At 45.6% G+C, this 12,598-nt stretch carries 12 protein-coding genes; all 12 read right to left on the reverse strand.

Annotation, left to right across the window (positions count from 1 at the left end; translation table 11 throughout):
* Nucleotides 1-30: 30 nt before the first annotated feature.
* Nucleotides 31-1,353, reverse strand: coding sequence for a vWA domain-containing protein (locus QQZ12_RS13810; protein WP_284724554.1), 1,323 nt, complete (start codon nucleotides 1,351-1,353; stop codon nucleotides 31-33).
* 76 nt (nucleotides 1,354-1,429) lie between these two features.
* Nucleotides 1,430-1,678 carry a hypothetical protein gene (locus tag QQZ12_RS13815; protein ID WP_054095538.1) on the reverse strand — a complete coding sequence of 83 codons (249 nt, stop codon included), beginning with the start codon at nucleotides 1,676-1,678 and terminating at the stop codon, nucleotides 1,430-1,432.
* A 100-nt stretch (nucleotides 1,679-1,778) separates the two neighbouring features.
* Nucleotides 1,779-2,696 carry a type II secretion system F family protein gene (locus tag QQZ12_RS13820; protein ID WP_284724555.1) on the reverse strand — a complete coding sequence of 306 codons (918 nt, stop codon included), beginning with the start codon at nucleotides 2,694-2,696 and terminating at the stop codon, nucleotides 1,779-1,781.
* A 15-nt stretch (nucleotides 2,697-2,711) separates the two neighbouring features.
* Nucleotides 2,712-3,635: a type II secretion system F family protein gene (locus QQZ12_RS13825; RefSeq protein ID WP_284724556.1), complete on the reverse strand. Its 924-nt coding sequence runs from the start codon at nucleotides 3,633-3,635 to the stop codon at nucleotides 2,712-2,714.
* Entirely contained in the window at nucleotides 3,632-5,008 is a 1,377-nt protein-coding gene (locus tag QQZ12_RS13830; protein ID WP_431606312.1) for a TadA family conjugal transfer-associated ATPase, read from the reverse strand. The genes QQZ12_RS13825 and QQZ12_RS13830 overlap by 4 nt, the downstream gene beginning before the upstream one ends.
* An 8-nt stretch (nucleotides 5,009-5,016) precedes the next feature.
* On the reverse strand, nucleotides 5,017-5,763 hold the full coding sequence (locus QQZ12_RS13835; RefSeq protein ID WP_102991279.1) for a CpaB family protein: 747 nt from the start codon (nucleotides 5,761-5,763) through the stop codon (nucleotides 5,017-5,019).
* Nucleotides 5,764-5,782: 19 nt separating this feature from the next.
* Nucleotides 5,783-6,229, reverse strand: coding sequence for a prepilin peptidase (locus QQZ12_RS13840; protein ID WP_189318947.1), 447 nt, complete (start codon nucleotides 6,227-6,229; stop codon nucleotides 5,783-5,785).
* A 14-nt stretch (nucleotides 6,230-6,243) separates the two neighbouring features.
* On the reverse strand, nucleotides 6,244-7,422 hold the full coding sequence (locus tag QQZ12_RS13845; protein WP_054095532.1) for a CpaE/TadZ family protein: 1,179 nt from the start codon (nucleotides 7,420-7,422) through the stop codon (nucleotides 6,244-6,246).
* Nucleotides 7,423-7,820: 398 nt separating this feature from the next.
* On the reverse strand, nucleotides 7,821-9,344 hold the full coding sequence (locus QQZ12_RS13850) for an Hsp70 family protein (protein ID WP_102991277.1): 1,524 nt from the start codon (nucleotides 9,342-9,344) through the stop codon (nucleotides 7,821-7,823).
* Nucleotides 9,345-9,551: 207 nt separating this feature from the next.
* On the reverse strand, nucleotides 9,552-10,190 hold the full coding sequence (locus tag QQZ12_RS13855) for a nucleotide exchange factor GrpE (RefSeq protein WP_022738773.1): 639 nt from the start codon (nucleotides 10,188-10,190) through the stop codon (nucleotides 9,552-9,554).
* Nucleotides 10,191-10,750: 560 nt separating this feature from the next.
* Nucleotides 10,751-10,885 (reverse strand): hypothetical protein, encoded by a 135-nt coding sequence (locus tag QQZ12_RS13860; RefSeq protein WP_022738771.1) that lies wholly within the window; start codon nucleotides 10,883-10,885, stop codon nucleotides 10,751-10,753.
* 206 nt (nucleotides 10,886-11,091) lie between these two features.
* Entirely contained in the window at nucleotides 11,092-12,579 is a 1,488-nt protein-coding gene (gene lysS, locus QQZ12_RS13865; protein WP_102991276.1) for a lysine--tRNA ligase, read from the reverse strand.
* Nucleotides 12,580-12,598: the final 19 nt, after the last annotated feature.

Here is a 12,598-nt window from a genome sequence, read left to right on the forward strand (position 1 = left end):
CACCTCTAATATATTGATTTGCTTTCATTATTAGTTGGTATCATATTCATCCATCTTATCCTTACCTTTTTTCTCTACGATTTCTCTTATCTTCTCTTTGTTTTCTTCCAAGAGTTTTATAATAGAGTCATAACGACTCTTTCTATATTCGTCAATTTTATCCGCGCGATTAGTGATCAATTCATCAGCTTTATCAGCTTCTTCGCTGGATAATTTTCCTGAATCCTCCAAATAATTCAAGGCATCTCTCATGTGTTGTGATTCTGTATTAGATACTTCATCTATTCCAAGTCCGGTATAAGTGAGATTTTGTAATAAATGCTTTTTATCAGTAAACTGTTTAAGGATTTCACCAACATTATTCACTTTCCACATTAACCATTGATCCCAAATCTTCATTTTTTGGGTATCAAAATACCTTCGCAATCCCTCATCATTACGGACTGTTGCATATTCGCCGCCGCCAGCCTTAGCGACTTCCTGTAATGCTTTTTGACCTGCATTATCCACATCGAATCCAATAATATTTACCACGGCTTTGACATTGGATTTACTCAACTCTTGTGCCACTTGAACCGGGTTCCCGCCACATGTTTCTATGCCATCACTTACTACATAAACTAAATTTTCCGAGGGGCCAGTTATTTTCGATAGATCATTTGCCGCTTCTTTCATTGCCAATGCAATCGGTGTCCATCCAGTCGGTTTAAACGCGTCCAACGCCTTGTTAAACTTTTGTTGATCGTATTTACCCAAAGGATAAACGACTTCGGTGCTTTTACAAGAGATGTCTTTATCTTTATCAGCATTGCTACCTTTATGGCCATACACCCTTAAAGAGACATTTGCATGTGTAGAAAGTGAAGAAGCAAAACGGGAAACCGCCTTTTTCGCAAGGGTCATTTTGGAAAAGCCATCAACCTTACCAGCCATGCTTCCAGAGGAGTCAACAAGGATCATGACATTCAACAGCTTGCCTGTAGGAGTTTTTAAATCACCTGGGTCGCCACTAACGGTATATGTAGTGTCAAACTCATCCAATTTTTTCACGTATGATTGATAGTCCTCTGCAAAAAGTTCGACTAACTTCTGGTATGCTTGTTCGCCTGTGAGATTTTTAGGTAACGTATCTAACTCTTTGTTGGCATTTTCTTTATGATAGGCACTACCCGCATATTTGCCGGGACCTTCTTTTAACATTTCTTCGACTTCTGTCGCATACGCTTTTTTAATTTCTTTGCTTTGTTCTTCCGCTACTCCCTCTTCTGTCTTGGAAACAGGTGTGGAACAGCCGGCAATGGCAACGGAAAAAACAACGAGACCACTTACCACCTTAGCATAAAATGCATTCAATATACTCACCTCTTAAAATAAGAATATATGGTTTGCACTAAAGCAAACCATATATTCTATTGTTCCAACTGGCATCTTACTTAGCTTCTTCCAAATTACCTGATTTGTCCACAACATCATTAACTTTTGTTCTTAATGTTTTGGTAATCTCGTTATCTTCTCCACCCTTGAATGCAAACAGCAACAAACCTGCAAAAGCTGCACCAGCGGCAATAATGATAACATACTCAAGTGTCGGGGAACCTTTCTTGCTGAGAGGTTTAAAGCTAGGCAAAAATTCTTTTACACGTTCCCAACGATAAGTCCACAAAGCTTTTTTTTCCATGATGAATTCCTCCTAGATAATAGTAAAAAGAGTGCTGTTCAACCAACGACAACTTCCTACATTATATTCCCGTTTTTTTCAGTTCTCACCTCCTTAAATGCTAAATGCCACCAAAAATATCTCTTGCAATAAAATAGCTATAAATAATGGCACTAAGCATGAGCAACATAATTGACGGAGCAATGACCAACCCACTTACTAAGGAAATCTTTGGCGCCGCCTTACCAGCTGCTTCTTTTGCATGCTCTGCCCGCATCCGTCTCATCTCTTCTGCTTGTTGAGCAAATGTTTGAGCAATTGGGGTACCCAGATTATGAGCTTGGATCAAAGACTGGATCAATGCTTCCAATTCCGACGATTCTGTTCTGCTAATCAGCGATCTGTAAGCTGCCTCACGTTGCACACCAAACTTGACTTCCTGATTCAAACGGGCCAATTCTTCACTTAATGGCCCTTGCGTGGTTTCTACATAGTAGGCAAAGGCGTCATCCATCGACATACCCGCCTGTAAGGTGATACTCATCATATCTAGAAAATCAGGCAGATCCAAGCGAAGTTGCTCTTGTCTGCGTTTTGCCTTCATTCTCACCCAATATATAGGTGCCATATATCCTACAAACGGTGCAAAAACGGTAATCAAAAAGTCTAACGGCAAAAAGCCAACGGAATAGTACAGCAATCCAATGAACAATCCCAGAATAGCCCCTAAAATTTTGGCTCCGTGCAAGCGGGCAACCGTCAACTGAAAAGGGTATCCCGCTTTTACCAACGAATCCTCCAACTCGGTGTCCTCACTTAAGATTTGAATGTTCTTTCCCGTAGGAGCGAGTTTATCCAACCACTGGTGAATCAGCATTCCCCTGCTTACTCTTTTCTTCATTACCTTCCAAGGGGGAATGTGATTGTCCAGATTGATGCGTACCTTCTCTTTTTCCATGCTATAGGAGTAATAAGAAATTGCAGCAAAAAACAAGCAAGCCCATATAGCCAATACGAGAATGAGAAGTGTAAATGTCATCTCCTATCCATTCCTCTACACTTTAATGTCGGCGATTCGTTTAATTAGAATAAAGCCGATCACTTGCATAATGATAAAAATGATTAATACGATGATCCCAAAAATATTGGTGAAGAAGTCGAAGAAGTTTTCGATCATTTGACTCATCATAAAAACGATGAGAATCGAAACAACGGGTAGCATATATGCTGAAAAACGTGCTTGCGCCACTGTTGCATCAATGGTCTTATGAATGATTTTGCGCTCTTCCATCGTACTTGCCATCTCGCTTAAAACACGAGCTAAGTCACCACCCGCTCGTCGTTGGATGATTAAGGCATTTACAAACACCTGCAAATCACGAGAAGGCACTCGATTGATCAATTCTCTTAAAGATACTTCAACGCTTTTTCCAAGTTGCAACTCTTTGACGACCGTATTTAATTCTTCTTTGATCGGTCCACTCATTTCTTTGACAACCAATTCCAAGCCTTGGGGAATCGACAACCCCGCTCTGGCGGCACTACTTAACAGACGACAGGCTTCGGACAATTGGGCATCTATTTTTCGCACATATAAAAACTTGCGAGAATTGATCAGCATTCTGGAACCAAGTGGTGTCAGAACACCTGCGATTAACAAACTCATAAAAAACGGGGCATCCAATCCTAGGTAAAGCAGAAAAGTCAACCCCAGCTCCCCTGCTATCAACAAAGCACCATACTCTGAAGGGCGCAGATTAATGCTCGCTCGTTTCAATTGGGGAGCCAACTTTTTAGCCCACTCTTGATTATCAAGCCGGTCCGCAAGGCGGTCAGACCAACTGATCTCGGTTTTTGTTCCTACATACTTCTCCAGCACTTCATTCGTCTGCCTTTGTGCAGTGCGCATCTCTACCCAGTTGAAGAGAGCCAGCATTGAACACAAGACTGCTAATGCCCCAACTATCGCCTCGGTCACGCTTTCTCTCCTCCTTTTTTCGGGTTGAACATTTCTTTTGCGACGCCAACACCATATGCTTGCAAACGATCAAGGCAGCTAGGTAAATAGCCAGTTGGGGCGAAGTATCCTTCCACCTTCCCGTCTTTATCTACATTGGTCTGTACAAAACGGAAAATATCGATCATCTTGACAGAACCGTCTTCCTGTTGCTGCATCTCTGCAATGGCTAGCATCTTGCGTTGCCCATCTGGCAACCGTCCGATTTGCACAATGTAATCAACCGCACTGACAATATACTGGCGAATGATTTCAGATGGCAGATCCATTCCTGACATCATGACCATCCCCTCCAGACGACTCATAGCGTCTTGCGGGGTATTGGCGTGTACCGTGGTGATAGAACCTTCATGACCCGTGTTCATCGCTTGTAGCATGTCAAACGCCTCCGCGCCACGAACCTCCCCTACGATGATCCGGTCAGGACGCATCCGCAGAGCGTTCCGCACAAGCTGGCGAATCGAAACTTCCCCTTTGCCTTCCACGTTGGCGGGGCGCGCTTCCATCCCGACGACATGTGTATGCGGAATGCGAAGCTCCGCCATATCCTCAATGGTGATAATCCGTTCATCTTCTGGAATGAAACACGCCAATGCATTCAGCAGTGTCGTTTTCCCGCTACCTGTGCCCCCAGAGATGATAATGTTCAACTTCGCTTTCACCATACTCGTGAGGAATTTGGCCATATCCGGAGTCATGCTGTTAAATGAAATCAAATCCTCCAAACGAATCGGGTCTTTGCGAAACTTACGAATAGAAAGCAACGATCCTTTCAAGCTGATCGGGGGAATTACCGCATTCACACGGCTCCCGTCAGGCAGGCGCGCATCCACCATGGGGGAACTCACGTCAATCCGGCGGCCAATCGGCGCCACAATTCGGTCGATCACATGGCGCAACGCTTCTTCATCGCGAAATTGGATATCCGTTTTATGCAATTTACCCTTTTTCTCGTAGAAAACTTCATAAGGACCGTTCACCATGATTTCGGTAATCTCTTCATCTTCCAACAAGGATTCCAATGGACCGAAGCCCACGGACTCATTAATGATCCGATTGATGACCCGGTTCCGCTCTTGGCCGGTCAACACGACTTGCTCATCAGCTAAGTATCTGCTAACTAAGCGATCTAGCGTGATACGTAATTCCGATGAGGGCATCTGTGTTAGTTTTTCCAAGTCCGTTTCACGTAGTAACCGAGCTTTAAAGTGTTGTGCCAGTTCATTAACCCGATTATCATCGGCAGGCTTCTGCCTTTCTCTCTCACTGGCGCTTCGACGAATATGCTTTGTTAATCGTTGGTTTTGCGAGAAAATGGCCATCTTCAAAACCATCCTTACTGTTATTGTTGAGGGGTATCCGTTTCCATCGGATTCCCTTGTGTATTTGTTGTTGACTTTTGATCAGATTGTTTTATCTGCTTTTTGGCTCCTTCTTTTTCTCCAATTTTTCCATCACCCGTGTTCGGGGCTTTCAACACTCTAATAGATGCTGCCGTATTTTGTATACCGATAAAGTTAGCTGCTTCTTCCAGCGTCATCTCTAACCCTAACCCAGTTACATTTTTATTTGCGTCAATGCCCAAAGCAACAACCTCTACATTTTTCATATATATACTCGTCTTCATGTTTTTATCAGTGACGATAATATCTACCAAATCTCGCTGATTAAAGTTATCGTCAAAACCTACACGGTCTGATTTAAAGAGCATAACCATTCTATGGTTGCCTGATCTCAACTCTGTTTCACGCTTCAGTACATTAGCAGTAAGAATCTCGCCTTTTGCAAGAGGCACTACCGAAACTAATTGGCCAATACTAGCAATCTGCTCTTGCCCTAAAGAAATAGAATTCAAATCAGTAACAATCGAACCCTCAACATACTGTCTTGGCATTGCTTTTTGCTCAAACATCTCTGAACTTAATGGCTTGCGTGAATCAATATTTTCCTTCGCTACATAAACTGGGACAAAATCGCCTAATTCAGCATCAACTGCCATCGACTTCTGTAAAAACATATACCCGGCTATCGCAGAAAGTAACAACGCGACAACTAAAAACAATAAGGCTCTTCTCTTTGCATCCTGCATAGATCACACCTGCTTATTTTTATAATTTGGTTAGCACATACGTAAACACCGTGCCAAGTAGAATGAATGGGGCAAATGGGAATTCGGTTTTGCGACCCACTTGGTTCCAACGCACTAGCTTGACGATGAGCAGATAGAGGGCCGCCAACAGGTGGGAGGAGAAAAAGATCAGGAGAAAAGGCTGAAAGCCCAAGGCGAGCCCCAACATGCCAAACAGCTTCACATCTCCTCCGCCGATAGAACGTTCATCGGTTACGACGGCAATCACATAAAGGATGAGAAAGACGACGAAACCGGTCACCACATAGTTCCACCATGGCTCCGGTCGCTCAAAAAGGCGAGCGAGCACGGCCGCCACGATGCCGATCACGACGAAACGGTCGTAGATTAAGCGGTATTTGAGATCGGTCACCGTTGCCGCGATCAACAATCCTATCAAGACGAGATACAATCCATGCTCGATCAAGGGATTCTCCCGCCTTATGAAGTGGATTTGCCGTTCTTCGATTCAGACAGCAGTTGTTTGGCAAACTTCTGCATGTCACGGGCGAAGAGTGACAGGTTGCGTTCGTTTTTGGCGGTTCGCAATGGCTTGCCGCGATTGATCGCCTGGTCGATGCGTTTTAGATCATCTCGGAATTCGCCGGCGATATCGAAACTGAAGCGTTGGCGGATTTCTTTGGCTCCGATTTCGGAGTCACGGTTTATCCGGTTGACGAGGATTTCCAAACGATCTGTTGGGTCTACACCAATCATGTTAAATGCGGTCAACACCCGGTTCAACGTGCGCAGGGATAAGGCGTCGGGATTTAACACGTAAAAAATCTTGTCCGCCTCTTCCAATGCCGCATACGTTAAGTTGGTCATTTCCGCTGGCATGTCGACAAGTATGTAATCATAGTAAAGGCGGGCAGCACGGAGAAGACGTTCGATATGCTCTTCGGTAATCTGTTCGGCCACTTCTAAATCGGCGGGACTGGCCAACACTTCAACGGCAGAGTGAGGTTCAATCACGGTCACGCTACGGATATGGTTATCATTCAACTCATGCAAAACCGGCGTCAAATCATATAGATTGCGGCCGCTTGCAAGATTGAGATACGTTTCCACACCGCCGAATTGGAAGTTGAGATCCACCAACAGCACACTGGAGTTGGATTCCAATTGAAGCGTCTGAGCTAGCGTGGAAGCAATCAAACTTTTGCCGGAACCGCCCTTGCCGCTGTAAAAACCGATTACTTGCCCGCGCCCCCAGGTAAAATTGGCAGCCGCCTCATTCTTGTCGCTATCAGATTGCAACGCGATAACGGCGCGTGACAACACATCGCCTAGCGCGTTAATCTCATCCGGGAAAAAGAGGACGTCAAACGCTCCTGCGCGGCTGGCGTCACGAATGCGGATCGAATCTTTGGATTCAGTGAGGAAAACTATCTTGACTTGTGTCACTTCACGCAAGATGTAAGGGATCAGCTGCATCCCTAAGCTTCCGACCCCTTCATGCAACAACACGACATCCGGCTGGATCCGGGCGATCTCACGCCGCACTTCCGACGCGTAAACATGGCTGATCTGAGGAAACTGAGTGCTTAATCTTTCTCGCAAATCCGTTGCAATCGAATCTTCTTCGGTTATGATTAACAACTTGATATCTGGATACATAAGAAAAGCAAAGCCTCCTTAAATAGCATGCTTTTTCAACAACGATATTTGATGATAGCATCACTATATTTTATCTTAGTAAAAATGAAGTTCAATACTTTCCTCTAAGATTTATTAAATATTTTAAAACTAGGTATTAATTAAACATAATGGGAAATGTATAATCTTATTGGGATTAAATGAAATCTTCCTCCAAGTTTAGCATAATATACTTATATATACCCTCAATCGGTTCAATTTTATCAATTTACCACATTATTGGCAATAGTTCAACTTCATTTGACAACATGAAAAAGCCGGGATTACCCGGCTTTTCGCTTATCTTTCACCATTTGTTCGAAAAATAGACGATAAGGACTGACTCACTCTGTTTCATTTGCCTAATCCATCATTTAACATTAACCGATTGCCATCTTCTCAACGCGGCGTTGTTTCGCCCGTACTTCATCTTCAGTCAGGTTGGAAGTTCTTTCAATGTTTAGCTCGCCCAACAAAGTGCCCGCGGTGGAATCAATGACCGAAATATGGATGATCCCATCACTGTCGTATTCGAAAATCACTTCCAACGGCGCGCCTTTCGGATAAGCTGGGAGGTCGATCATCCCTTCCCCAACGATTTTCACATAATCGAGGTCGCTGTCCTCGCCTTCCGTCACTTGCAAGAAAAGTTGGGATTGGCCGTCAACCGTTGTTTTGTAATGACCGCTTACCCGGCTCGGAATGGTGGTGTCCTTCTTGAGTACGATGGAGTTGAATTCCTCACCTGCTTCATCCAACGCCACTACTCCCATGCTGTGCGAGTTCACATCCTGCACTTCGACGACAGGGAAGGCTTGGGTGAGGTGCATATCGGCCGTGCCTTGCTTAATTTGCAGAATCGCACCTTGAATGGCTGCTCCTTGCGCAACCACCTCATCCGGGTTTACGTCGAGGGACGGTTTGATTCCCGTCACCCGTTCGATCATAGCCGGCACTTGTTTCATGCGTGTCGAACCGCCCACAAGCAACACCCGGTCAATATCCTTCCATTGAAGGCCGGCATCCTCTAATACAAACTCCAAAATCTTTTGGGTGCGGTTGAGGAGGGGAGCCGTTAATTCATCGAATTTGGTGCGGGTCAGAGGAATGGAAACGTTGACTCCATTTGCAGACAAGAACACATTGGTGCGGTCCCGGACAGAGAGGGTTTTCTTGGCGATTTCCGCTTTTTCGCGCAGGTCTTGCTCCAACATGGGATCTTCTAACAAGTCAATGCCGCCTTGCGCTTTAAATTCTTCATTCAAGTAGTTCATCACCGTGTTGTCCCAATCAAAACCGCCCAAGTTCTTCGCTCCACCCGTGGAAAGCACACGCAAACCGTCCGGAGACAGATTCATGATCGTCACATCAAACGTACCGCCCCCCAAATCGTAGACGAGCAGGTTTTGGGTTTGATGCATTTTGTCCAGCCCATAAGCCAAAGCGGCGGCGGTTGGTTCGTTGATAATGCGCAACACATTGAGTCCCGCAATCCGCCCCGCGTCTTGGGTCGCTTTGCGCTGAGCGTCATCGAAATACGCTGGCACGGTGATCACTGCATCCTCGATCTTCTCATCCAACAATGTCTCGGCGTCTTCCTTGAGGCGGCGCAAAATCATCGCAGAGATTTCCTCAGGTGTGAAGTCATCATGGTTGTCAGTCTGAAACTTCCATGTCTTGTCCCCAATCTGCCGTTTTACAAACTGGACCACATTGAACGGGCTTGCCACCGCAGTACGCTTCGCGATGCTTCCCACCACGACATCGGCACCATCAAAGAGCACTACTGAAGGGGTAATGCGTTCTCCTTCACGGTTAGCGAGCATTTCCGGTTTTCCGTACTTGTTCACTATAGCGATCGCCGAGTAAGTCGTTCCCAGGTCGATCCCTACAACTCTTCCCATCTTTTTTCACTCCCTCTATCACTTCCATCAAGGTCAAAAAGGCAATAATGACGCATTTTAAAGAGACACTTTTCTATAGTCATAATATTAGACGCAACAAACAGGCAAACTGTTGTGCAAATCAAAAGGAAAAGATGGGAATCCCATCTTCAATATAAGACTTTTAACTTCAAGGAAGGCTGGTTGCCGAAGCGAATGAGCCAACAGCTAGCCATGGTATTTTTTGATGACCACTTCTTCCGGACGCAGGACGACATCCTTATATTTGAAACCATGACGCACCATATGTACAACTGTGCCATCTTCAGCGGGATGCTTGGTCGGGATCACTTCCACGACTTGCTGGATGCGCGGGTCAAATTTATTCGATGGCGCCACGATCAGCTCCACTCCGCGGCGATACAAAATTTCCAACACTTCATGACTTAGCGTTTGTAATATATTCACTAATTCCGGATTACGATTGCCAGTGTCCAATTTATCATTGTATATCGTATTCATGCGGTCGATGAGCAGGATTAAATCGATATAGAGTGGGCGGAGTTGGTTTAACTCCTGGTCCACCTTCAAATCTTCCATTTCTTTATACAGTCGGTCGAAGGCGGCTTCTTTCGTCTTATCGTAGCTCAGTCGATTGGTTACCACCTGCAACAATGAAGTGAAGTTTTGTTGCAAGCTGTTCAACATGGTAAGAACTTGCTGTTGCTGGCGCTCGCTATTGCCACGTGCCTCTCTCACTTCTCTGACAGCATTATCTCTTCTCGCAGGCAAACCAAATCGAGCCTCTGGGAATGGCAAATGATGTTTTTCTCCCATTGGCTTCTGGTTCTCTTTCCTGGGGCCCATACAGTAACCTCCCTAACGGTCAAATGGATTTAAATATATATTCAAGGATAGACAATCTTGGAAATTCCACCTGAGAATAGAAAAGCGAAACAGAAAAAGCTGAACGTTTCTACATCTTCCCGCTTATACCATTTTACTCGTAAGTCAATTCATGTCGCAAGTACGTAGATAAGATGAATTGTTGCGAAAAATTGCGTCCAATTTTGGACAAAGGTTCGCATCACCTATACTCCTACGCTAACACTTCTTTGGCCTATCGTCTATCACAATCTTTGCCGTCAGCTGGACTGGACAAAAAAACAAGAGCCGCCCCGCGTTAGAAAATTATGATTATCCATTGTGTTCCAGATGAATCTACGGTCATTATATTAGGTTTATTTCATTAAAACAAGCCATTTCATGCCCAATCAAGCCACCACCTCCACAAAAATTGCCGAGGCCAGCACACGGCTAGACTCGGCGACATTCACCCTGATCCCTTCTCCATGCTTATGAAAGCAAAACAAACGGGGCACATCAACTCTTGGCCCCGCTCCTCTCACCCAATTAAGTTAAGTGTTTTATTCCCGATTCCGCTCCTCTTCCATCAACTTCTCTGTATAACAAATGCGGCAGTAATACTTCCCGTCGATCTCAAAAAATTGGATATATAAGGACTTGGCTCCACAGGTAGCGCAGGTGCACTTATCTTCCACGCAATCCCTCCCCATTTTGCGTTTCCATAATAAATTCGCTACCATCGAGCTCTATTCCTTTTTCATCCTTTATTTCCATTTATTATAAAAAGAAAGGGCCGCTTCTTCGTGTTGAAGAAACTGCCCTTTTTTGTACACAAGTTATACACAATTCACACACAATTTGTGCACAAGCTGTGGATAACTTCAGAAGGTTATGAGCTACATCAGTCCTGATGACGCATGTGCGGGAACAAGAGCACATCCCGAATGGATGGGCTGTTAGTTAACAGCATAACCAAGCGGTCCATCCCAATACCCAGTCCACCCGTCGGCGGCATTCCATATTCCAGCGCTTCGATAAAGTCTTCATCCATCGGATGCGCTTCATCGTTTCCTTGCGCTTTCTCCCGCAACTGTGCTTCGAAGCGCTCCCGCTGATCGATCGGGTCATTTAATTCAGAGAAGGCGTTGGCGTGCTCGCGCCCTACGATAAACAATTCAAAGCGATCCGTGAACCGCGGATCTTGCGGATTTTTCTTCGCGAGTGGGGAGATTTCCACCGGATGCCCTGTCACGAAAGTGGGTTGAATCAGCAAATGCTCCACTTTTTGTTCGAAGAACTCATTCAGGATATGACCAAACGTCATAGACGGAGCCACTTCTACGCCATGTTCTTTGGCCTGCTGATGCGCTTCCTCCGTCGTCATCTGACGGGAGAAATCCACACCGCAGTGCTCCTTCACCAGCTCAACCATTGATTTGCGCGCCCAGCCTGGCGTCAAATCGACTTGTTGGCCCTGATACTCAATCTGGGTGGTACCCAGCACTTCTTTTGCCACATGGGCAATCAGGTTCTCAGTCAAATCCATGATGTCACGGTAATCCCCATACGCTTCATACAGCTCCAACATGGTGAATTCCGGATTATGGCGAGTGGAAACCCCTTCGTTTCGGTAAACACGCCCAATTTCATATACCTTCTCAATGCCCCCCACCAAGAGGCGCTTCAAGTGCAATTCCAGTGCGATCCGCATGTACAACGTCATGTCGAGTGCATTGTGATGCGTGATGAAAGGCCGAGCTGCCGCCCCTCCCGCAATCGCATGCATCGTCGGCGTCTCCACTTCCAAATATCCTTGCGCATCCAAATACCGCCGGGTGGCCGCAATGATTTTGCTGCGCATAACGAATGTGTCCTTCACTTCCGGATTCATGATCAAATCCAGGTAGCGCTTGCGGTAGCGCAACTCCACGTCTTTCAAGCCATGGTATTTTTCAGGCAACGGGCGCAGCGATTTGCCCAAGAATGTGACTTCATTCGCTTTGACGCTCAGCTCACCCCGGTTGGTTTTGAACACCACCCCGCTCACGCCGATGAAGTCGCCGATATCCGCCATATTGAAGATATCAAATGCCTGCTCACCCACACGATCCAAGCGCACATAAACTTGGATGCGTCCAGTCATGTCCTGCAAATGAGCGAAAGTAGCTTTCCCTTGCTGGCGCTTACTCATCAAACGGCCAGCTACCACTGCTTCTGCTTGTTTTGCTTCCAATTCTTCTTTGGAGAAGGCGTTGTATTCCTGCATCAGCGCTTCCGCGTAATGCGTCCGCTCGAATTTGGCTCCGAACGGGTCGATCCCTTGTTCGCGCAAAGTTTCCAATTTGTCGCGGCGCACCTGAAACAGATCGCTGTGCTCTTCATGTGTCATCCCAATGCACTCCTTCATT

Origin of the sequence: Laceyella tengchongensis, from assembly GCF_900182735.1 — a bacterium.
Classification (GTDB): domain Bacteria; phylum Bacillota; class Bacilli; order Thermoactinomycetales; family Thermoactinomycetaceae; genus Laceyella; species Laceyella tengchongensis.